This is a genomic window from Spirosoma sp. (assembly GCF_048594605.1).
Lineage (GTDB): Bacteria > Bacteroidota > Bacteroidia > Cytophagales > Spirosomataceae > Spirosoma.
This window is the reverse complement of sequence record NZ_JBMDWV010000359.1, coordinates 1-22,069: the sequence shown is the minus strand read 5'-3', so window position 1 is coordinate 22,069 and position 22,069 is coordinate 1. Positions and strand designations below refer to the sequence as shown.

At 48.1% G+C, this 22,069-nt stretch carries 18 protein-coding genes; 5 read left to right on the top strand and 13 right to left on the bottom strand.

All coding sequences use genetic code 11. The annotated features are described in order from the left end of the window. The 10 genes from ACOJS8_RS22025 to ACOJS8_RS21980 form a co-directional block, all read right to left on the bottom strand. Nucleotides 1-1,157, bottom strand: a 1,157-nt coding sequence (locus ACOJS8_RS22025) for an arylsulfatase (RefSeq protein ID WP_420150715.1), incomplete at its 3' end; no start/stop codon positions are given. 1 nt (nucleotide 1,158) lies between these two features. Next, entirely contained in the window at nucleotides 1,159-2,115 is a 957-nt protein-coding gene (locus ACOJS8_RS22020) for a glycerophosphodiester phosphodiesterase family protein (protein ID WP_420150714.1), read from the bottom strand. Nucleotides 2,116-2,134: 19 nt separating this feature from the next. Further along, nucleotides 2,135-3,772, bottom strand: a complete 1,638-nt coding sequence (locus tag ACOJS8_RS22015; protein ID WP_420150713.1) for a RagB/SusD family nutrient uptake outer membrane protein — start codon at nucleotides 3,770-3,772, stop codon at nucleotides 2,135-2,137. Nucleotides 3,773-3,796: 24 nt separating this feature from the next. Then, a complete protein-coding gene (locus tag ACOJS8_RS22010; RefSeq protein ID WP_420150712.1) occupies nucleotides 3,797-7,171 on the bottom strand; it encodes a TonB-dependent receptor in 3,375 nt (1,124 codons plus the stop codon). Nucleotides 7,172-7,295: 124 nt separating this feature from the next. Further along, the gene (locus ACOJS8_RS22005) at nucleotides 7,296-8,381 is read right to left on the bottom strand and encodes a FecR family protein (RefSeq protein ID WP_420150711.1); all 1,086 of its coding nucleotides are present in this window, start codon (nucleotides 8,379-8,381) and stop codon (nucleotides 7,296-7,298) included. Between the two features lie 84 nt (nucleotides 8,382-8,465). After that, nucleotides 8,466-9,062, bottom strand: coding sequence for an RNA polymerase sigma factor (locus ACOJS8_RS22000; RefSeq protein WP_420150710.1), 597 nt, complete (start codon nucleotides 9,060-9,062; stop codon nucleotides 8,466-8,468). Between the two features lie 232 nt (nucleotides 9,063-9,294). Continuing rightward, nucleotides 9,295-9,525 carry an acyl carrier protein gene (gene acpP, locus ACOJS8_RS21995; RefSeq protein ID WP_420150709.1) on the bottom strand — a complete coding sequence of 77 codons (231 nt, stop codon included), beginning with the start codon at nucleotides 9,523-9,525 and terminating at the stop codon, nucleotides 9,295-9,297. Between the two features lie 103 nt (nucleotides 9,526-9,628). Next, a complete protein-coding gene (locus ACOJS8_RS21990; protein WP_420150708.1) occupies nucleotides 9,629-10,954 on the bottom strand; it encodes a TolC family protein in 1,326 nt (441 codons plus the stop codon). Between the two features lie 79 nt (nucleotides 10,955-11,033). After that, on the bottom strand, nucleotides 11,034-12,614 hold the full coding sequence (locus ACOJS8_RS21985; RefSeq protein ID WP_420150707.1) for a DHA2 family efflux MFS transporter permease subunit: 1,581 nt from the start codon (nucleotides 12,612-12,614) through the stop codon (nucleotides 11,034-11,036). An 84-nt stretch (nucleotides 12,615-12,698) separates the two neighbouring features. Next, nucleotides 12,699-13,814, bottom strand: a complete 1,116-nt coding sequence (locus tag ACOJS8_RS21980) for an HlyD family secretion protein (protein ID WP_420150706.1) — start codon at nucleotides 13,812-13,814, stop codon at nucleotides 12,699-12,701. 189 nt (nucleotides 13,815-14,003) lie between these two features. On the opposite strand from ACOJS8_RS21980, the gene ACOJS8_RS21975 reads away from it, so the two are divergent. Beyond that, a complete protein-coding gene (locus tag ACOJS8_RS21975) occupies nucleotides 14,004-14,489 on the top strand; it encodes a MarR family winged helix-turn-helix transcriptional regulator (protein WP_420150705.1) in 486 nt (161 codons plus the stop codon). Between the two features lie 62 nt (nucleotides 14,490-14,551). Then, nucleotides 14,552-15,910 (top strand): NAD-dependent succinate-semialdehyde dehydrogenase, encoded by a 1,359-nt coding sequence (locus ACOJS8_RS21970; RefSeq protein WP_420150704.1) that lies wholly within the window; start codon nucleotides 14,552-14,554, stop codon nucleotides 15,908-15,910. A gap of 1 nt (nucleotide 15,911) precedes the next feature. Here ACOJS8_RS21970 and ACOJS8_RS21965 read toward each other — a convergent pair whose 3' ends face one another. Both ACOJS8_RS21965 and ACOJS8_RS21960 read right to left on the bottom strand, forming a co-directional pair. Continuing rightward, nucleotides 15,912-16,559: a DedA family protein gene (locus ACOJS8_RS21965; RefSeq protein WP_420150703.1), complete on the bottom strand. Its 648-nt coding sequence runs from the start codon at nucleotides 16,557-16,559 to the stop codon at nucleotides 15,912-15,914. A 75-nt stretch (nucleotides 16,560-16,634) separates the two neighbouring features. Continuing rightward, nucleotides 16,635-18,533, bottom strand: a complete 1,899-nt coding sequence (locus tag ACOJS8_RS21960) for an ABC-F family ATP-binding cassette domain-containing protein (RefSeq protein WP_420150702.1) — start codon at nucleotides 18,531-18,533, stop codon at nucleotides 16,635-16,637. 122 nt (nucleotides 18,534-18,655) lie between these two features. On the opposite strand from ACOJS8_RS21960, the gene ACOJS8_RS21955 reads away from it, so the two are divergent. The 3 genes from ACOJS8_RS21955 (at nucleotide 18,656) to ACOJS8_RS21945 (ending at nucleotide 21,506) form a co-directional block, all read left to right on the top strand. Beyond that, nucleotides 18,656-19,660 carry a formylglycine-generating enzyme family protein gene (locus ACOJS8_RS21955; RefSeq protein WP_420150701.1) on the top strand — a complete coding sequence of 335 codons (1,005 nt, stop codon included), beginning with the start codon at nucleotides 18,656-18,658 and terminating at the stop codon, nucleotides 19,658-19,660. Between the two features lie 71 nt (nucleotides 19,661-19,731). After that, nucleotides 19,732-20,211 carry a 2-amino-4-hydroxy-6-hydroxymethyldihydropteridine diphosphokinase gene (gene folK, locus ACOJS8_RS21950; RefSeq protein ID WP_420150700.1) on the top strand — a complete coding sequence of 160 codons (480 nt, stop codon included), beginning with the start codon at nucleotides 19,732-19,734 and terminating at the stop codon, nucleotides 20,209-20,211. A gap of 77 nt (nucleotides 20,212-20,288) precedes the next feature. Next, nucleotides 20,289-21,506, top strand: a complete 1,218-nt coding sequence (locus ACOJS8_RS21945; RefSeq protein ID WP_420150699.1) for a pyridoxal phosphate-dependent aminotransferase — start codon at nucleotides 20,289-20,291, stop codon at nucleotides 21,504-21,506. Between the two features lie 81 nt (nucleotides 21,507-21,587). Here ACOJS8_RS21945 and ACOJS8_RS21940 read toward each other — a convergent pair. Then, the coding region (locus tag ACOJS8_RS21940; RefSeq protein WP_420150698.1) for a TonB-dependent receptor at nucleotides 21,588-22,069 on the bottom strand (482 nt) is incomplete at its 5' end.

The window sequence follows — 22,069 nt, the reverse complement described above, 5'->3', positions numbered from 1 at the left end:
GCGCCCGACTTACCCAATAATGTAGGCAGATACGAAACGCCGTCAATTTTCGCCGTCGGTTTAATACCCGCCAATTCGCAGACCGTAGGCAGAAAATCCCAAAATGCGCTGGCGTGATTTGATACCGTACCCGCTTTGATGTTCCCCGGCCAACGCGCTACAAAAGGAGCTCGAATGCCACCTTCGTATAACTGAAATTTTGCGCCCCGAAACGGCCCGTTGCTATCAAAAAAGCCATTGTCGAAACCCGGTCCGTTGTCACTACTGAAAATCACCAGCGTATTATCGTCCAGATGCTGCTTTTTTAGCTCGTCCAGAATCTGCCCAACATAGCGGTCTAGTCGCGACACCATTCCGGCGTAGGTTAAATTACCGTCGGGGTCGTGGTGATAGTGTGCGACTTTCATTTCGCGCTTGGGCCATCCGAGGTTCTCGTAAGGCTGTTTGGAATCGGCCGGAACGGTCAGTTCGTTATGGGGCAGCGTAAAAGGCAGATAGAGAAAAAACTGATCGTTTCGATGCTGCTGCATAAACGACCGGGCTTCATCGGCAAAGGAATCATTGGAATACGTACCACGTTTTTCAGCACAGTTATTGTCCGGAAGCATCACCTTTTCGTTGTTCTTCCAGATGTATTCTGGGTAGTAATGATGCGCTTCCCGGTGAGTCTTGAACCCGTAGAACGTATCGAAACCCTGCGCCAGTGCGTTACCGCTCGTGCCGCCTTCGTCCATCCCCCATTTGCCAATCAGCCCCGTTGCGTAGCCCGCTCGTTTCAGTTCTTTAGCAACTGTTACGTCGGTTGGCAGTAAGTTCACTGGATTGCCGCTCAAACTCCATTCGGTCAGTTCGCGAATGCTGGCGTGGGCGGTGTTGATACCCGTCAGCAAGGCCGCCCGCGATGGTCCACAGACGGCGGTACCGCAGTAATGTTGGCGAAAAACCATGCCTTCACGCGCCATACGGTCAATGTTGGGCGTCTTAATTTTAGTCTGTCCATTAAATCCAACATCACCATAGCCTAAATCATCGGCCAGAATAAAAATGATGTTTGGTTTCTTCTGTTTGGCCGGTTCCGTCAGGCGAAAAGATAGACCAGCAATTAGCAGAATTGCCGAAACGATGAGCGTTTTCAGAAAGATGCGTAGCCGTTGCATATCAGTGGAAATACAGTGCCTTGGACGAGGTACGAACTTGTTGAAGCGGTTTTATTGCGGTTCCAGCTTCGATAGCGAGATCGGCTTCAATGATATCGGCGCCGTCGTTAATGATGCCTAGATAACCTTTCGTAAGTTCATCTGACTTTATCTCACTCTTGGCGTACCGAATGTCGTAATTACGCGAACTGCCAATCATACACATGGCGCCCCGTTTGTGAATCTCATCAAAAATTTCGCGCTCTTTCCCCAGCGTGTGACTCACAAAAACCACTACGTTCTGCCAGGGTACGCCCGTTTTATCGAATTCGCGCACTTTGTCCATAGTACCCAACATGACTTCCATCAGGATGTTTTTATTCAGCTGGTAACACTTTTGCGCGTCGACGTTGCTGTAAGCCATCACAATGGCGCTGGCTTCGGCGTGGTGTTCCTCAATTTTCCGGACACGCGCTTCCATTGGTACATCCTTCATATCAAGCACCAGAATGGTTTTGCCTTTTGCCCACTCCAGCGCTTCATCAAGTGTGGGCATGTGGTAGGCCGTTACGTTGCCTTCGGTGTCTTTCAACTTCAGATTTTGCAGTTCTTTCAGTGTATAATCCGAGATTTTACCCTGCCCAATGCTAGTTCGGTTGAGCGTCGGATCGTGCATTAACACAATAGCGCTGTCTTTGGTGTAATGAGGGTCGATTTCCAGAATGGCATGTACCTGACTGAGCGTGTTCTCGAACGTAGCAAGGCAATTTTCCGGAAACCCTTTTCGGGCACCGCCCCGGTGAGCGCTCACAAACGGCAGACGATCAGGCGAATAGGCGAAGAAATCTTTCACCGTTTTTCCCTTATTTACCTGAATCGTGTTGAGTTTGGGCGCTACGTTAAAACCGCTCAACGTAATGCCACCTATCATGCTCAAAATCAGACAAATCCCTACAAGATGTTTTTTCAATACGTTCATAAGAAATGTAGTTAAGAATTTAGTAACCAGGATTTTGGGTGATTTTTGGATTCTGGGCGATAACGTCCTGCGGAATCGGCATCAGGTAATTCTTCGATGCTACGAATTTAATCCGGCGTACCTCTACTTTTTCAAAGACCAGTTTGCCCGCTTTCTCTTCAATTTTCATCCCGTACATGGGCTGGCTAAACACTTGCTCAGCCGTACGCCAACGTATCAGATCGAACAGGCGTTTCCCTTCGAAAGCCAGCTCGACCCGGCGCTCCCGACGGATTCGCTGCCGCATTTGCTCCTGGTTCAGCCCCGTTGGCAGATCAGGCAAACCGGCTCGTTTCCGAACCTTATTGACAGCCTCGTAAATCGTCGCATCAGGGCCACTGAGTTCGTTTTTAGCCTCGGCATAGTTTAACAGCACTTCGGCATATCGGAAGACGATGACGTTGGTTCCATCAAGATTGGTGGGGGTCGACAGGAACGTAGAGTCCTGTAATTTTTTCGTAAAATAGCCCGTACGGCCCGTATTGCCGGATTTCCCGACTACGTTGATCTGATTGGCATTATTGGCGATGCCCAGTCGGGTATAAACGGGCTTCCCTCGCCAGATTGAGCCGTCGTAAATGATCGACGCATAGAACCGTTTTGTGCGGTTCTTGTATGGATTCTGCGGGTCGTAGAGAGTCGATCCCTCGGCAGCCGTTTTTCCGTCAGCAAATTCGTACTCATCGACCAGATTCTGCGTTGGGTCTACTGCACCCCAGCCCGCACCGGAAGGCGCTTCGACCACCCCCCAAAACTGATTGATATTCCGTTGTTTCACAATCGGAGCAAACTGAATATCAAACAAAACCTCCTGATTATTCTCATTCTGCGAATAAAACAGACCGGCATAATCAGGGAATAAATCATACTGTTTCAACTGCATGATTTCGGTATGGGTCGCCAGAGCGTCGCCCCATTTGCTGGCGTACATTTCGAGTTCACCTTTCAGAGCCAGCGCTGCTCCTTTGGTGGCGCGGCCCAGATCTTTTTTATCTGCAATGCTAGTCGGTAGATTCGCAGCTGCCTCAGTGCATTCCTTCTGAATGAAGGTAACACATTCGGGGTAGGTGTTGCGAGGATATTGAATGTCTTCTCCACTATTTCGATCCAGCACTTTGGTGATCAGCGGCACTCCGCCGTATAAATCAATCAGCGATTTGTAGAAATACGCCCGTAAAAAACGCGCCTGTGCCACCAGAGATTTTTTCGTTGCATCATCAAACGTAGAGGCCGTAATCCGATTCATAAACAAATTACACTTTCGGATATTGGCGTACATTTTGGCCCAGTTCGGCTTGAAAATATCGTTGGAGGGGCCATATGAACCGGTATCGAATAAAGAAGCGGAAAGTGCCCCACCGAGCGGGCCATACGTAGCATTATCCGAGAAATTATCCAGCGGATCGACACTCAGTTCAGTAGGCAGGTTCTGATAAACAGCCGACCAGGGACCAGCGTTGAGGCTGTTGTAGATGTCGTTCAGAAACAAACCGGCAGTTTGCGGGCTGGCCCAGGTCGTTTCTTCGGTTAGCTGGTCGGTGGGTGATACGTCCAGTACTGCTTCTGAACAGCCCGTAAAGAACGTAGTGAACAGGATAAAAAAGAATATCTTTTTCATGGGTAAACTCGTGATCGTGAGTTGTTAAAATCCAATGTTAAGTCCAGCGGTAAGTACGCGCTGCTGGAAATAATAGCGCCCTTTAAGGTTACTGACTTCAGGATCGAAATTTTTGATCTTCGCCAGTGTCAGCAGGTTTTGGCCAGATGCGAAAATGCGTATCGTGCTGATTTTTGCTTTGTTGACGAATACTTTCGGCAGCGTATAGCCCACTTCGAGGGTTTTCAGCCGAACATAACTGGCATCGCGCAGCCAGAACGACGATATCTGGGAATTGTTGGTCGTTGGCGAAGGTGTCAGTCGCGGATTGGGCGCATCCCGATTGTCAGGCATCCAGTAATTTAAGTGGATATCCTGCACTTTGGCGCCGTTGAAGAACGGAAACGCAGCATCGTCGCCGAGGTAAAAACTTACCTTGGTAGCCCCCTGCCAGAGCATATTTATATCGAACCCTTTCCAGCTAATCGAGGGCGTCAGGCCGAAAATGACACTCGGAAACGCCGGATTTCCGATAACAACTTCATCATTCAGATCGATCTTACCATCGCCGTTCACGTCCTCGTATTTAATGTCGCCGGGCAGTAACGCACCAAATTGAGTTGGCGAACTTTTGATCTCTTCCGCCGACTGAAAATAACCGATAGCCCGGTAGCCAAACTGCGTATTCCAGGGTCTGCCGGTCCGGCGCCGGTTGGGGTTATCGTAGGTGGCCGGACTTTCGAACGTCTGGATTAGTTTGTTCTGCGTATAGGATAGATTAAATCCGACGTTGAGTCTCAGGTCCTTTCCTAATCGATGCGCGGTGGTCAGGTTGACGTCGACACCCTGATTTTTCATAATTCCCGCGTTTTCCTGCGAAATCCCGATGCCGTATTCGAGTGGTACAGACGCCGAAGGTGGCAAAAGCATATTGGACCGATTTTCCCAGAAATAATCCAGCTCGAAACCTAGTTTTCCGTGCCACAACGAGCCTTCCAGCCCGATGTCGGTTTTTAGCGCTGTTTCCCACGTAATGTTCCGGTTGGGTTCGCTACGTTCAAATACGCCCTGCACCTGATATGGGCTGGTTCCACCAAATACATAACTGTTATTCAGCCCGTATGAGCTCAGAAACTGGAACGGATTACCTGCCAGATTACCGGATTTACCGTAAGACGCCCGCACTTTCAGGTTATCGACCCAATTCGCGTTATTTCGGATAAACGGTTCTTCTGACAGCCGCCAACCAACCGAAACTGCCGGAAAAAACTCGAACTGCTTGCCCGGAGCGAAATAATAATGTCCATCATACCGCCCGCCTAATTCCAGCAGGTATTTATCAGCATAAGTATAGCCCACCCGATACACCAGACCCGTTTGCGCATTGCTCGACGAACTACCAGTGTTATCGAAGGTCGTTTTGTCGGTACTCCCCAATGAAAGTTCGTCCATTGGTACAGCGTAGCTCAGCCGCGAGGCCGCAAAGGCTAGTGAAGAACCAGTCCGTTTTTCAAGCACACCAAGCGCATCAATGGCGTGTTTGCCAAAATTTCGGGTATACGTAATGTAGCCTTGTAAGGTCTGAATCTGCCGCTGCTCATAGCTCTCCGATAGTGTTGGCGTAGTAGGGCCGCCTTTCACCGGAACAAATTCCTCCTTGGCGTTCAGCGAGTAATACGTAATAGGTAACGTCCAGCGCTTGTTAAAATCGTTGAATCGGTCGTAGGCGAATACCCCTTTCAACGCCAGCCCGGGAATGAATGGGATCTGCTGGCGAACCGTGATCTGCGAGTACAGGATATCACTGTTCGTTCGGTTATAGCCGCTTTCGTAAATCATCGGTAACGTATTGGTACCCGGCAATCCGTTGGCATAACGTAGCGGCAGAATGGGTGGATTTTTCGTTACGTCGGTAAAAATGGACGTACCGTTAAAGCCAGCCGGTTCGGTATTTTTCTGAAGCGTTCCTTTGATATCCAGCGATACGGTGGTCGTCGTAGTTGCATCAGCGTCGACATTAACAGCCAGATTGTACCGATTCATGTTGATATTCTGAACTACGCCTTCCTGATACATATATCCCAGCGATGTAAAAAATCGCACCTTCTGGGAGCCGCCCGACAGCGAGAGGTTATGATTGGTGATGGGTGCGTTGAAACTCAGCACTTCCCGGACCCAATCGGTATTGGGGTAATGGTTGGGATCGCTGCCATCATTAAACTTCTGAAGCTGTACATCAGTATAGGTCGGCGCTACGCCCACGTTTTTATTGGCCTCGTTCAGCAGTTTCGCATAACCATACGAATCCAGATAATTCGGGTACTGAGTTGGGCGCTGCGTACCCACCCAGCCATTGTATGTCAGAGACATAGCTCCCTCTTTCCCGCGTTTGGTCGTCACCAAAATAACCCCGTTAGCTCCGGCCAATCCGTAGGGAGCTACGGCTGCTGCATCTTTCAGAACGGTAATGGTTTCAATCTCCTGACTATTCAGCTGGCTCAGACTCCGTTGAATACCATCTACCACCACCAGCGGGTTCGAGTTACCGATCGTACCGATACCCCGAATTTTAATATCGTCGCCATCTTTACCCGGCTCACCGCTCGACTGTTTCGACGTAACACCGGCAATACGTCCCGAAAGTCCGTTGCTCACATTGGCAACGGGTGACTTTACCAATTGGCTTCCCTCCAACGTAGAAACCGCAGCCGTAACCGATGTTTTTTTCTTGGTACCGTAACCAACTACGACCACTTCACTCAGGGCTTTTACGTCTGGTTTAAGCGCAATGGCCACCTGTGTCTGATTTCCAATCGTTACTTCCTGCGATTCATAACCCACAAAGCTGAATACCAGTGTCTGGTCGGTGTCGTCGGTACGTAGCGTATAGTGTCCCGTTACGTCCGTAGTCGTTCCTTTCGATGTACCTTTTACAATAACCGTTGCCCCCGGAATAGGCTGTTTATTTTCAGAATCGGTAACCTGACCGGTAATGGTACGTACCGCCAGATCTTCGATTATTTTAGGTTTAGTCAGTGGCTCAATCTGTCCACTCGACGGGGCTTTGTCCAGCAAAATCTGCTTGCCTGTCACTTCATACACAACATGAAGCGGCTTCAGCAATATGGTCAATACGTCGGCTAACGGCTGGTTTGTTACGTTCATCGACACACGTTGCGTGGCCGGAATGACCTGCGGACTGTACATAAATCGGACGTCGGCCTGCTTTTCGAGCTGACGTAGCACCACTTTCATTTCCTGATCGCTGGCCTGAACCGATACTTTCCGATTCAGTAGTTCCTGAGCAGTCGCCTTCTCCGCATACGACATGCTGGCTACCAGCGCAATAAATACGATTTGTAGGAAACCAACCCGCATAATTTGGTAGATGAGAGGGTGTCGGGGTATTCTTTTTTTCATACTTTTGACTGTTTGGTTAGTTCACAACTGGCAAAACAATCCCGCCATCTCCACCCGGAGATGTTGTCGTTAGAGCGGGCACTTTCCGAGTCGGTGATGCTGGTACCATCATCGGCTCTTTTTCTTACTTACATCCCTTACTATAAATAACTATCTGCGTATCAATCACTTCGTAAGACGCGTGAATAGAATTGCAGAGTAATTTCAACGTATCGAAAAGCGGTTCATCGCCCAGCGTTGCCGTTATTTGACAATGCTTCAACACGTCTTCGTCATAGACGATCTGAATCCCGTAAACTTTTCCCAAATCGCCAAAAATCTGGCTGGCGGGAGCTTCCGAATAGCTTAGCTCGTGATTGTTAGCGGGTTTCTGAAGCTGCACGGGTTTTTCCACAATCGACTTGGTCAGGCGGTTTGTTTCGTCAAGCAAAACCGCCTGCTGGTTTGGCAGCAACACAACTCCTTCTGGTTTTTTATCCGCCTGCTCCAAATCATCCGTTTTAAAAACAGACACTTTCCCCCTCCTGACAACTACGCGGCTTTCTGCATGACCAGAATTTGTTTTAACCCAGAAACTGGTTCCTAACACCCTCGTTACCAGCTTGTCTGTCACCACCAGAAAAGGTTTGGCCGGATTTCGGGTTATTTCAAAAAAAGCGTCTCCTTTCAGGTACGTCCGGCGTTCGTTACCGTTAAACTTGCCCGGATACGATAAGCTGGCTGCTGGCGACAACGTAACATAGCTTCCGTCGGGCAATAGCAACCGCTTAGCCTGCTGGCTATCATTGATTTGTGTCAGCAACTCACCGGCCGGGGCCGACGTAGCAGCAACGGACGTAGCATTTTTTGTTGATGTTTGAGAATAGAAAAAGAAGTAGCTACCCAGCCCCGTCAGCAACAACACGGCGACCGCTGCCCAACCCCACTGCCGCTGCGGCAACGTCCGAACAACGTAGCGAGGCTCCTGTTGTAGTCGAGCGAACGTAGCATCGACGGCTTCTGCAATATCGGCTTTTGAAACTGATCGGTGGGGCATTTCCAGCGCCCGCAGCAGCGCTCTTGCCTGATCAACAATTGGTTGCTTATCGGGATTCAGCCGGAGCCAGTCATTCCAGAACGATTCTGTAGCCTGGGTTGGGTTCATGACCCATTCCCTGAACCAGTCGTCTTTCAGGAATTCGTCAAGGGTATATAATTCGTAATTGAACATCCCGGAGCGGTGCTTTTATTCAGAGATGCAGCGACCGGAAACGAAATACCCTTTTTTTGAAAAAATTTCTGCGAAAGTTAATATTTAGATAATATACGAGCTCAGTAATCCTATGAGCGTCAGGCTCAAATCGAACGGAATGACCTGCCGAAGTGTCTGAAGCGCCTTCTGTAACAGATTGGAAACCGACTGCTGGGTAATGCCCATCACCTCCGCAATTTCGTCGCGGCTCAGATTTTGATAGTATTTGAGGTAAACAATTTCCCGTTGGCGACGCGGTAATTCGTTGAGGTAATGAGCCACTTGCTGCGCCTGCCGAACGATACTTTCCCGTTCAATCAGGATCAGATCGGGCGAGGATTCGAATTGAAACGACTCGTTCTCCAGAGCGGAGTCCGATACGATTGAAAAAATTGATTTATTGAGTTGTCGAAATAATCGCCGACGTAGCGACGTAAGCAGATAGGCCTTTACAGAATTTGGCTGGACGAGCTGATGGCGGTGATACCAGAGGTCAATAAAAAGCTCCTGAATACAGTCTTTAACAACCTCCCGATCTTTCGTGTATTTGCTGCCATAGTTCGTCAACGTAGCATAAAAACGCTCCATGAGCTTACGCAGGGCCGTTTCGTCGTCGGCCATAAAGGCTTTCCACTGCTGAGCTTCTTCAGAAGCGGACACGTTAGAAAGTTGGTTTACCAACATACTGCATTCCGATTACGAATGCATAGTTAGCTAATCTTCAGCACAAAAACAGTGAGAAGCCAAAAGGTAAAATAAACTTAAACTGACGGCAGGATTTCATATCGCACAGCGATGTATTCCTATAAAAACCCCGCTACGTTTACCGATTCAGCGATTGCTTCGGTCAATGTAGCGGGGTTTTTAGGTATTCGCCTAGAAACGTAATACGTTAGACCACTGCCTGTTCCTCTTCTAAATACATCAGAACTCCCTGCATAGTGGTTAATTTAGCGTAGTCTTCGTCGGGAATGCGAATACCAAATGCTTTCTCCAGTTGCATGATTAAATCAACAGTATCAAGACTATCCAGCCCCAGGTCGCGCGAAAAATGGGTGTGTTCAGTAATGGCCGATTCGGCGATACCAAACTGTTTCAGAATCTCAATAATTCGCTGTTTCATACCGCAATCTTTCGTTTAGTTTAACCTGCTACCTGCTTATAGAATTGATTTTGAACGCATTTTAGTATATATGACTCTGATTTTTTATGAATCTTTTAGCTTATTACAATGCTTCGCCTACTAAACGCTTTAGCTCTAACTGGTTGAGTAGCAGTTGATATTGAAAGTTTAGTCGTCCTAACTCGGCCTCTTCTACGCCTGTTTCGGCACTTTGAAGTTCAACATTTGTAATGACTCCGTTACGTAAGCGGGCGTTGGCAATGTCGAGGGCTTTACGAGCCTGTAGCACCTGCGTTTCCAGATTGGCTAATCGGGTCTGATTGCTACGTATGTCAGCATTAAGTTGAGCTATACTCTGACGTAGTTGCGCATTAGCGTTCTCAACAGCGTAACGGCTGGCATTTAAGTTTAGCTGAGCCGCCTGGTTTTGCAGTTTATAGCGCTTCCCGGAATAAATCGGAGCTACGATACTTACACCAGCCAACATGTTCGCCCGAAGCTCTTCAACATTTAATGGATAGCCATTTTTATAACCGGCATTACCACTGAAGCTAATGTTTGGTTGCCCAGCCCGTTGATTGACCAGAATATCCGTTTCGGCGGCTTTTACCCGGTCCTGTGCCAACTGAATATCTTTGTTGCCCACTGCTGCGGCCTGAAACTGACCATTCATATCAAACAATTGCATAGGGGCATATTGAGCACCCAACTGAAATTGCTGAATCGCCTGACCGGTAACGGGTTGGGCATTTCCTGTCAGATACGTTAAAACTGCCAGCTGGCGATCCAGTTGATTTTGCAGTTCAATTTTTCGGTTAACAGCTATTTTCACACGCACTTCCTGCGACAATACGTCGTATTGCAGCGCATCGCCATTCTGTAGCCGCGTCGCGAGCAATCTGACGTTGGCGCCAGCTGTTTTAATGACAGAATCCTGTACAATTATGGCCTGCTGGACAAACCCAATTCCGTAGTAGGCAGCTGCCACCTGATAGCCTAGGTTCTGCTGTGTCAGTTCGTAAGTCCGTCGTAAAACCTGTACATTATCGGCGGCTTGCCGGACAGCCGCGTCAGTCCGACCAAAATCATAGATGGTTTGCCCGACCGATACGTTTGCATTGATGCTGTTATTCGGTGCTAATTTCAGAACGGCATCCTGCCCATTGATTGGAAACGTAACACTCGGGACCGGAGTTATGTACGCATAAGACCCGTTAAGCGCTACGTTAGGGCGCATAGCCGTGCGAGCAATATCGATGCGAACTTCTCCCGCCTGAAGTTGCTGCTGTTGCTGCTTGAGCACCGGATAGTTGGTGTTTGCCTGTTGAATTAAATTTCGTAATTCATCCGGTATCTGCACTGACTGATTCTGCGCCTGAGCCGCCCCAATCGCCAGTATGGTGGATATAATCAGGAGTTTTGTTTTCATGATCTTATGGGCACTTTCGGGAAATAGATAGATGCTCTTTTGAGTCGCTGAACTTTCCGAAGGTGAGTTATAACTGAAATTAATGGGCTGCGTCGGCAACAGCTTTGGCCGTGGCGGCATCCATCTTTTTATTTTTTAGCAGAAACAGTAACGGAAACGAGACGACGAAAAACAACCCGGCCAGCTTGAACGTATCCAGATACGATATCATGAGCGCCTGTTTGGTTATGATCAGGTCGAGGTTTTTATAAGCGCCTGATACGGCGTCAATTGCATTGATTCCTTTCGCCACTAACCCTTGTGTGAGCGCGTTGAGTCGCTCGGTTAAGGCGGGGCTGCCCGGTTGCAGATTCGATACCAGATCGCTCCGATGAACGGCGGTACGTTGGGTTACGTAGGTGTTTGTGATCGCTACTCCGAAGGCTCCGCCGATTTGCCGCATCATATTCACAATAGCAATTCCTGTAGGCAACTGACGAGGCTCCAGCGTTGCAACCGACTGATTAATAAGCGGTACGTTTACGAATGCCAGGCCAATTCCTCTGATGATGAGGGCAAAAATGAAATAGCTATCCGGTGTGTCCATCGTATAGGTCGACATGATGAAACAGAAGCTCGAAAAAGCAACGTACCCAACTCCTACAAGTACTCTTGGTGAGACGTTTTTAGCCAGCAGACGACCTACCAGCGCAAACATGGGCAGCGTTACTAAGCCACCCGGAATCAGAAGTTTACCGGTTTGCGTAGCGGTTAAACCAACAATACGTTGGGCAAACAGTGGGTAAAGCAGGACGGATGTAAACAGGCCGTAGCCAATCACTACCATTAGAATCGATCCGATCGACAGATTCCGGTTTTTCAGGGTTCGCAGATCGACTACGGGGTCTTTCGTGCCGCGTAGCTCCCACCAGACGAAAGCAGGCAACGTAATGACGGCTATAATCGTGAGCCATCGGATGGCGCTATCGTCGAACCAGTCATCAGCCTCACCCCGCTCCAGTACGTATTGTAAAGCGCCAATGCCCAGTGCCAGAAAGAGAATACCTAACTGATCAATATGAATGGCCTTTCGGTTGATGTTGATCTCGTCTTCTTTCTTTTCGATAAACGCGACGCTAAGCAAAACGGCGATGATACCAATCGGAACGTTGATATAAAACATCCAGCTCCAGTGATAATTATCGATAATATAACCACCCAGCGTTGGACCCAGCGTCGGACCGAGTACAATACCCATCCCGAAAAGAGCCGAGGCCGTTGCCCGTTGCGACGGCGGAAACGCATCGTACATCAAACCCTGCGAGGTTGATAACAAAGCTCCTCCACCCACGCCCTGCAAGAATCGGAAGAAAACGAGCGTCCATAAATCTCCCGCAAATCCGCATCCGTAGGAAGCCAGCGTAAATAAAATAATGGAGCCGATGTAGTAATTTTTACGACCAAAATACCGCTGCAGAAAGCTCGTCATCGGAATGATGATCACGTTGGCAATGGCATACGAAGTCACTACCCACGATACGTCTTCGATTGTTGCGCCAAGGTTTCCGGCGATATCATTTAACCCAACATTGACAATGGACGTATCAATCAGTTCCATGATGGCCGCCGAGACCGCTGTGATAACGACGACCCAACGTCCCAATCCACTTTGTTGTGACATAATAAAAGGGGGCAAAGAGGAAGAAAAGGACGCAGGAATACATGTCTGGCAAACGACTTTTCCTTTTCGCCCTCTCCTCTTTTTTTAGTTTTCTACCCGAACGTCAGCTTCCACACTCAAGCCAGCCCGCAGTTGATTTTTGTATTTTTCCGGGTTAAGAATTTCGATCTTAACCGGCACACGTTGGGTAACTTTGACGAAGTTTCCCGATGCATTGTCTGGCGGCAGGAGCGCAAATCGGGCGCCAGTTGCTTCTGAAAGCGATGCGATGCGACCTTTTACGTCCAGGTCAGGATAGGCGTCGAGTTTAATCTCAACAGGCTGACCAACCTGCATTTTTTCCAGCTGGGTTTCTTTAAAGTTGGCAACTACCCAGAACGTAGAATCTGCCGCAATCGTGAACAATGTTTGACCGGGTTGGACGTACTGACCTGGTACTACGTTCTTGCGCCCGATTTTACCCGCAATTGGTGCTGTGATATGGGCATAACCGACTTTCAGCTTCGCATTCTGAATAGCGGCCTCTTTCACTTTTATCAGCGCTTCAATTTTCTGAATGTTAGCTTTTGCTTTCGCAATGCCAGCCTGAGCAACACTTTCCGACGTTTTTGCCAGGTTGATTTGCTCTACGTTTGCCGAGTATTGACGGCTTTGCACCTCTACGTTATTCTCAGAATCTTCAAGCTGTTTTCTGGTCAGCGATTGTTCTTTATACAAGTTCTGGTCCCGCTGTAAATCCCGCTGAGCTTTGTCTCGTCGAGCAGCCTGAACCTGTGCGTTTGACGTAGCAACCCGAGCATTCTGGGCTACGTTACGTGAGTTGGCCTGTGCGTTCTGAAGGTCAGCCCGAGCGTTAGCAAGGTCGGCCAGAGATTGCTGATAATCGGCTTCAGCCTGAGCCAGTGCTACGTCATATTCCTGTGGATCAATGGTTACCAGCGGTTGTCCCTGCTTTACATCTGCATAGTCAGCTACGTTCACCGATGTTACGTATCCCGCTACGCGAGCCAGCACTGGAGCGGCATTCCCTTCAATTTGGGCGTTGTCGGTCGATTCGTACAGTTGTCCATGATGATAGGCCTGATAGCCGAAATAGCCACCTACCAGGAGAACCAGGCCAATTATAATGCGAGGCAGATAGGTACGTATCGTACTTGTCTCTTCGTTTGTTGCTACTTCTGTAGTTGTTGTCGTTGCCATTGTATGTATTCAGATTCAGTCGGTTCCGATTTCTGTGTATGAATAAGCTATCTGTCGTTTGTACCGGCGGACCGGCTTTTTGATCTTGCGCAACAAAAGTAAACCAGGTTGACTATAAAGTCAAACAAGTTGACTATATTTGTACAATTATTTGCCGGAAATTGTTTCGGATCTTTTTATTTTGCCTGCATGAACGTGGAAACAGATAAAAATTCCTTTGATTTTAACCAATTTCGTTTGATACGGGAGCGATCGGTGGGGCGTCTTTTCTGGCGGCTTAAACGGTTTACGTCTAATTATATTGAACCACGCTTGCATGCACTTGGGTACACCGATTTCAAAATGAGTTATCTGATGTTTCTGTCGAACATTGAGGAAAACGGAACAACCAATAATGAATTAGCAAAGCGGGCGTGCGTAACTAAGCAGATGATGAGTAAGATTGTGGGTCTGCTGGAGGAGGAAGGCTACATCTATACCCGGAAAAACCCGAATGATTCGCGGTCAAGTATCATTTTTCTGAATGATCGGGGTAAAAAATTATTTGTAAGCCTTGAGCGATGTATGCAGGAGGCTCGTAATAAATTCGATACAATAGTTGGTCATGATCGTATGGAACAGGTGATCGAGACAATGGCCAAATTGGTAAACGAACTGGAGAAAGGCGAACAATAAGTGGTTAGATAGGGTATTTATGATAGAGCTGACCGAAAGAAATCCCTTTTACCTTTCATCCCATGTTCTCGTCTGTTAATCCATATACCCAGGAAAAACTGAAAACGTATCGCGCCGATAGCCAGACGATCGTTGAGCGTAAGTTAAAACAAGCCGACCGGGCCTTTGCCGACTGGTCGGCTTTGTCTATTTCAGAACGTATCGGATATATCCGTAAGGTTGGCGAATACCTAATTGCCAATAAACAACGCTACGGTGAGCTAATGACTGCTGAAATGGGCAAGACCCTAAAAGAAGCCATTGCCGAAGTGGAAAAGTGCGCGGTGACCTGCACATTTTACGCTGACCACGCCGAAGCGTTTCTGGCTGACCAGTTAATAGAATCGGATGCTAAAACCAGTTTTGTTACGTACCAGCCACTGGGAGCGGTTCTGGCTATTATGCCCTGGAATTTTCCGTTCTGGCAGGTAATGCGTTTTGCCATTCCTGGTTTAATTGCAGGTAATGTCGGCTTGCTTAAGCACGCATCGAATGTATTTGGGTGTGCGCTGGCTATCGAAGAAATATTTCAGAAAAGTGGGTTGCCAGAAGGTGTTTTCCAGGCACTTCTGGTCGATTCGTCGGCTGTTGAAGGTATTTTGAAAGATAAACGTGTGAAAGCTGTTACGTTAACGGGCAGTGGACCCGCTGGGGCATCCGTAGCATCCATTGCAGGAAGCCAGATTAAAAAATCAGTACTGGAATTGGGCGGATCGGATGCGCTGATTGTGCTGGCTGATGCCAATCTACAAAAAGCTGCTGAAGTCGCTGTGAAATCCCGAATGCAGAATGCTGGCCAGAGTTGTATTGCAGCTAAGCGGTTTATTGTAGAGAAGTCGGTCAAGAAGCAATTTACCGAATTGGTTTTACAACAGATTCAGCAAATTAAACAAGGTGATCCGATGGACGTAGCGACTACGATGGGACCAATGGCCCGGATCAGTCTGGCTGATGATATTGAACGGCAATGCCGCGAATCGGTTTCGAAAGGGGCAAAATTACTGTCGGGTGGGCAACGGGAGGGTTGCAACGTAGCGCCGATGTTGTTGGATAAGGTAAAACCGGGTATGGCGGCTTTCGACGAAGAAACATTTGGTCCACTGGCCGTTATCATCGAAGCCAAAGACGAAGCAGACGCTATTCGACTGGCCAACCAATCAGATTTTGGTCTGGGTTCGGCACTCTGGACACAGGATCTGGAAAAAGCGGATCGGCTGGTGCGTCAGATTCAGGCCGGCTCGGTATTTGTAAATGGACTTATGCGCTCCGATGCCCGTGTACCGTTTGGTGGTATCAAAACGTCCGGCTTTGGGCGTGAACTCTCGGAATTAGGCATTAAAGAGTTTGTGAATGCAAAAACGGTTTGGGTCGAGAAAGCATAAACTAGCTCAGACGTTTTTCCGCCTTCTTTTCTTTCCGGGCGTTTAGATAACCCTTAACGACGGTGAACGTAGTGACAGCTAGGAAGAAGATAATGATGTATTGAACGTAATCGACAATCCAGGGGAAGCGATCGCCAAAAAAGAAACCCCCGCCAACCAGTGTCAGTACCCAGATGGCTGCGCCCACTACGTTATAAATTGTGAAAAATTGGAACGGCATGTGAATGAGGCCAGCCAATAAGGGAGCAAATGTGCGCACGACCGGTAAAAATCGGGATATAATCAGGGCACTGTTGCCATATTTTACAAAAGCATCGCGGGTGTTATCAATATATTCCTGTTTAAAAAACAGCGAGTCTGGCCGGTTTTTAATCTTGGCGCCGAAGTAATACCCCGTCAAGTATCCGATTAGCGAACCCAGCACGGCGGCACCAAAAATACAGGTCAGCAATAACCAGAGTGGTACGTTCAGCAGTTTAGTTCCGGCAAAAACGCCCGAGAGAAATAGCAGATAATCGCCCGGTAGGAAAAAACCGAAGAAAAATCCGTTTTCGACGAAGACGATCAGCGTAATGACAATCAGCCCTCCGGTCCGAATAATTTCTTCGGAGTTAAGCAAATATCTGAAAAACTCAATGATCTGATCCATGATGAACGAGCAAACGAATGATTGAGTAACCAGCTGACGCACAACGCTACTACTTACTCAATGACTCATTCACAATTAAATATATTCCGCTAACTCAAGCCAACGGTCCGATTTTTCGGCAATGCTTTGGTCAATCTGCTCAATTTCGCGCGCCCAGCCAGTTAATTCTTCGTGATGCCCACCCGTATTAAGCAGACCCATGACTTCGACTTTTCGTTGCTCAAGCGCTTCAATTTCTTTTTCGAGGGTTTCATACTCCCGAATCTCCTTGAAAGACAGCTTCTTTTTCGCGCCGTTCGTAGTTCCGTTGGTTACTTGTGAAGAAACTACCGATGCGGACGTTTGGTTTTTGGTTGGCACCGACGCAAATTTATCATTTTGTGAAGGTGTTTTCGTCTGAGAATCACGCCACTCGCGATAATCGGTATAATTTCCCGGATAATCGCGGACTTTTCCACCGCCCTCCAATACAAAAACGTGTTCAACCAGCCGATCCATAAAGTAGCGGTCGTGCGTTACGATCAGTACGCAACCCGAAAAATTGAGCAGAAAATCTTCCAGTACATTCAGCGTCGTGATGTCGAGGTCGTTGGTTGGCTCATCCAGAATCAAAAAGTTAGGGTTCTGAACCAGCACCAGTAACAGCTGCAGCCGTCGTTTTTCACCTCCGCTCAATTTCGCTACGTAATCGTACTGTTTAGGCCGATCAAATAAAAAACGGCTCAGAAGCTGGGTCGCTGTAATCGTATCGCCATTGGCTAGTTTCATCACTTCCGCTACGTCCTGCACTACGTCGATCACACGTTGATTTTCGGGCAAATCAAGCTCAGTTTGCGTATAATACCCGAATTTTACCGTACCGCCCGTTGTGATTTTCCCCGAATCGGGCCGAAGCTGACCGGTAAGCATGTTCATGAGTGTTGTTTTGCCCATGCCGTTTTTGCCGATCAATCCTACGCGGTCGTGCCGCTTGAATGTGTACGTAAAATGATCGAGCAGCACCTTGTCGCCAAAGCGCTTGCTCAGATTTTCAACTTCCAGAATTTTACTGCCTAAGCGAGTCATGCGTAAGTTCAGGTCCAGTTCACCGTCGTTACGTTTGCCACCCGTTTTTTCTTTCAATTCTTCGAAAGCGTCGATCCGATATTGGGCTTTTGTTCCTCGCGCTTTAGGTTGCCGACGCATCCATTCCAGCTCGCGCCGAAACGTGTTCCGATCTTTAGCCAGTTCGGATGCTGCGGCCGTTTCGCGCTCGTCTTTCTTTTCCAGAAAATAAGCGTAGTTGCCTTTGTAGGTAAAAAGCTGTCCGTTGTCCAGCTCCGCAATCTGATTACAAACCCGATCCAGAAAGTACCGATCGTGAGACACCATCAACAACGTACCGTTATTGGTGTTCAGGTGGTTTTCGAGGTATTCGATGGCTTCCAGATCGAGATGGTTGGTCGGTTCATCCAGAATCAATAAATCGGGATTCTGAATCAACACTCTTGCCAAAGCCACTCGTTTACGCTGCCCACCCGACAATGAACTTACTGGCTGCGTTACGTCCTGAATGCCTAGTTCGCCCAACATCTGCCGAATTTGTGATTCATAATCCCAGGCTTCGAGCTTTTCCATATCGGCCATCGCGCGTTCGAGGGCAGCATGGTCATCATGAGCAAGGGCGTGTTCGTAGGCACGTACTGCATCGAGTTGTGCACTTTCGCCAGCCAGCACGACTTCCATAACTGTCAGCGCATTGTTCAGATCAGGTTGTTGATCGAGATAGCCAACCGTAATATCTTTTCGCTGGCTGACAATACCCGAATCGGGCGGCATTGCTCCAGCCAGAATGGAGAGCAATGTGGTTTTGCCAGAGCCGTTAGCCCCAACAATAGCCACCTTATCGCCCCGATTTAGGCCGAACGTAAGATTTTTGAATAAAATACGGTCGCCGTACGACTTCGTTAAATTTTCGGCAGAGAGATAATTCATAAATTTGAAAACCTGTAAGGCTTTGAAAGCTACAGGGTCGAAAGCGCAAAGGTACAACAAAGGAAAACGTTCGTACTTTTACTTGTCAATGAGTACGTATCCTTTTCTTAGTATAACCCAAAATGTCGCCTAAACATCTCCTGACTAGCTTACTATTGATAACCGGTTTGGTTGTAAGAACAAATGCTCAAACTACCACCGACTTTAAATCCTACACCCAGGTTGTTCCGGGCAGCAATCAGACCTATGCCATGGTGGCTATTCCGGGCGGTAAGTTTTTGATGGGTAGTCCGGCTACCGAAAAAGGGCATAAACCCGACGAAGGACCACAGCACAGCGTAACGATCGAACCGTTTTACATGGGCAAATACGAAGTGACGTGGGACCTCTACGACTTGTTCGCCTTCACGAATATGGAGAAGGAAATGGCCGCAAAATATACGGAAGCAGACGCTAACCTGTCGAAAACAGACGCCACTACGCGCCCCAGCCCGCCCTATGTGGATATGTCGTTCGGAATGGGCAGGGCAGGTTATCCGGCGATAAATATGACGCAGTATGCGGCCATCAAGTTCTGTGCCTGGCTATATGCAAAAACAGGTATATTTTATCGGTTACCCACTGAGGCTGAATGGGAATATGCCTGTCGGGCAAACACTACAACGCCCTATTCTTTTGGAGCTGATGTGAAAAAATTAGGCGAGTATGCCGTGTTTACAGGCAACAGCGATGGCGCTTATAAGAAAGTAGGTACTAAAAAGCCGAATCCGTTCGGCTTGTACGATATGCATGGCAACGTAGTGGAATGGACGCAGGATCAGTACGTCGAAGATTATTATAAGCAGGTCGCCAGTGGTAAAGTGAAAGAGCCGTATGCGCCTACAACAACTCTTTATCCAAACTCGACGCGCGGAGGATCGTGGGACGATGGTCCTGAAGTGTTACGTTCGGCCGCCCGAACGCCATCGGGACCAGCCTGGAAAATACTTGATCCCCAAAGCCCCAAATCCGACTGGTGGCTGACTTCCGCTTCATTTGTGGGCTTCCGCATTGTTCGTCCTGCCAAAGCGCCCAGCGAAGCGGATATTAAAGCATATTACGATATCAAACCGATTAAAGACTACTAAATAGTGATGAGTGATGAACGATGAGTGGTTATTTAATCTGCTCACTCATCGCTCATCGCTTATCACTCATTATGACGTTTCTCCTTCTTGGTGCAAATTTAGGTGATCGTGTAGCGACGCTACGTCGGGCAGTTCAGTTGGTTACAGAACGTATCGGCACCATCTTGCTGCAATCCTGTTTGTATGAAACAGCTCCCTGGGGCGTTACCGATCAACCAACTTTTCTGAATCAGGTTATAGCTGTCGAGACGGAACTGGAACCTGAAGCCGTACTCGCACAAACGCAGGCTATTGAGCAGGAATTGGGCCGGGTCAGGTTGGAGAAGTGGGGAGCACGGATAATCGACATCGATATTCTGTATTGCGATCAGCGGATTATACAAACCGCTACGTTAACGATTCCGCATCCTTACTTGCATCTCCGGCGCTTTACGTTAGTGCCTCTGGCTGAGATCGCGCCCGGGTTTATACATCCGATATTAGCGAAAACAACGCTTGACCTATTAGCTGATTGCCCCGACAAAAACGAGGTGGAAATTTTTAATTTATAAATAATATCGGCCCTGCGATGAAAACGCAGTACCTTTGCTGTCAGTTTGTTATCATTTTCTCAAAAACACCACCGATTATGTCTGCCACGCTTGACACCGTGAGTTTATTAGCCGACCGCATCAACGCGCTGGAGGAATCGTCCACGCTGGCGATGACCAAAAAAGCTCGTGAATTGGCTGCTCAGGGCCACAAAGTAATAAGCCTGAGCGTCGGAGAGCCGGATTTTAAAACCCCCCAACACATTTGCGAAGCTGCCAAGAAAGCCATCGACGACGGTTTTCATGGGTATTCGCCCGTTGCGGGCTATCCTGATCTTCGCAAAGCGATTGCTGATAAATTCAAGCGCGACAATAATATTGACTGGAAACCTGAAAATATCGTTGTCTCAACGGGCGCAAAACACTCGCTGGCTAATGTTATTCAGGTACTGATTAATCCTGGCGACGAGGTAGTTATTTTCTCGCCGTATTGGGTTAGCTATTCTGAAATGGTGAAACTGGCCGAAGGCAAAGCGGTTGTTGTTGATGGTAGTTTTGAAAACAATTTTAAAGTAACCCCCGAGCAGTTCGAAGCGGCCATTACGGATCGGACGAAGATTGTGATGTATGCATCGCCGAACAACCCAACCGGTTCGATTTACTCGGAAGCTGAACTTCGTGCGATTGCTGACGTAGTGGCTCGTCATGAGAACATTTATGTACTGGCCGACGAAATTTACGAATACATTAACTTCACTCCTGAAGGTCACTTTAGCATTGGCTCGATTCCGGAAATTGCCGAACGCGTAATTACGGTAAATGGCGTAGCAAAAGGCTTTGCTATGACGGGTTGGCGTATTGGGTATATCGGTGCAGCTAAATGGATTGCCGATGGCGTAGAGAAATTACAGGGACAGGTTACGTCGGGTACGAATTCGATTGCTCAGAAAGCAACGGTTGCTGCGCTGACAGGACCGTTGGAACCCTCTTTTGAAATGACGAAAGCGTATCACCGTCGTCGTGACTTAGTGGTGAAACTGCTGAAAGACGTACCGCATTTCCGCACGAACGTACCAGAAGGCGCTTTCTATGCTTTCCCCGACATCAGCTACTACTACGGTAAATCGGACGGTACGACAACAATCGAGAACTCGGACGACTTTGCTGGCTGGTTGTTAAATACGGCTCATGTAGCAACAGTAGCAGGTTCGGGCTTTGGTGCCCCAGACTGCCTACGTATTTCGACAGCTGCATCTGACGAATCGCTGACGGAAGCAATACAACGTATTAAGGATGCTGTAGCAACGTTGAAATAAAAATAGAAAACGGAAAAGGGACGTAGTGAACAGAAGGAATCGACTAATTTCCTTTTGTGCACTACGTCCCTTTTCCGTTTTCTATTTCCCACCGAAGGGCACCACCACCTTTACACTTACATTTCGGCCCATATTATAAACACCTTGCCGGCCAGTTGCTTCGTTGGTGCCGAAATACTTCAGGCGATTCTGATGACTCTGATACGCTACGTCAAATACGTTCTGAATTGTCAGGTAAAGCTGGAAGAGCGTCCGGCCATTTGCATTTACAACGTCACTTCCTGCTCCCAGATTAACGAGGGTGTAAGCTGGAGTTTCGGTTTCAGTACCATAGGCCAGGAGTGCTTCGTTCTGCCGCCAGTTGTGTTCTATTTCCAGTAATGCATACAGGTTTCGCCAGTGATTTCCCAACTCGGCTTTGGTCAGTTTAAATTGACCAATAATACGTGGCGGAGGCAGGAAAGGAAGGTGACGAGTTGAATCCGCGTTTGATGATAGATTCCGCGACCGTACCAGCGAATATGAACCTGTAAAATGAAACCAGCGCGCCGACCGTGGATTAA

Coding starts and splice junctions, on each gene's coding strand:
- ACOJS8_RS21980 (WP_420150706.1), bottom strand. CDS start 13,814: ATGGCAACGACAACAACTACAGAAGTAGCAACAAACGAAGAGACAAGT.
- folK (WP_420150700.1), top strand. CDS start 19,732: ATGACGTTTCTCCTTCTTGGTGCAAATTTAGGTGATCGTGTAGCGACG.
- ACOJS8_RS21945 (WP_420150699.1), top strand. CDS start 20,289: ATGTCTGCCACGCTTGACACCGTGAGTTTATTAGCCGACCGCATCAAC.
- ACOJS8_RS22020 (WP_420150714.1), bottom strand. CDS start 2,115: ATGAACGTATTGAAAAAACATCTTGTAGGGATTTGTCTGATTTTGAGC.
- ACOJS8_RS21965 (WP_420150703.1), bottom strand. CDS start 16,559: ATGGATCAGATCATTGAGTTTTTCAGATATTTGCTTAACTCCGAAGAA.
- ACOJS8_RS21990 (WP_420150708.1), bottom strand. CDS start 10,954: ATGAAAACAAAACTCCTGATTATATCCACCATACTGGCGATTGGGGCG.
- ACOJS8_RS21975 (WP_420150705.1), top strand. CDS start 14,004: ATGAACGTGGAAACAGATAAAAATTCCTTTGATTTTAACCAATTTCGT.
- ACOJS8_RS21985 (WP_420150707.1), bottom strand. CDS start 12,614: ATGTCACAACAAAGTGGATTGGGACGTTGGGTCGTCGTTATCACAGCG.
- ACOJS8_RS22015 (WP_420150713.1), bottom strand. CDS start 3,772: ATGAAAAAGATATTCTTTTTTATCCTGTTCACTACGTTCTTTACGGGC.
- ACOJS8_RS22010 (WP_420150712.1), bottom strand. CDS start 7,171: ATGAAAAAAAGAATACCCCGACACCCTCTCATCTACCAAATTATGCGG.
- ACOJS8_RS21955 (WP_420150701.1), top strand. CDS start 18,656: ATGTCGCCTAAACATCTCCTGACTAGCTTACTATTGATAACCGGTTTG.
- ACOJS8_RS21960 (WP_420150702.1), bottom strand. CDS start 18,533: ATGAATTATCTCTCTGCCGAAAATTTAACGAAGTCGTACGGCGACCGT.
- ACOJS8_RS21970 (WP_420150704.1), top strand. CDS start 14,552: ATGTTCTCGTCTGTTAATCCATATACCCAGGAAAAACTGAAAACGTAT.
- ACOJS8_RS22005 (WP_420150711.1), bottom strand. CDS start 8,381: ATGTTCAATTACGAATTATATACCCTTGACGAATTCCTGAAAGACGAC.
- acpP (WP_420150709.1), bottom strand. CDS start 9,525: ATGAAACAGCGAATTATTGAGATTCTGAAACAGTTTGGTATCGCCGAA.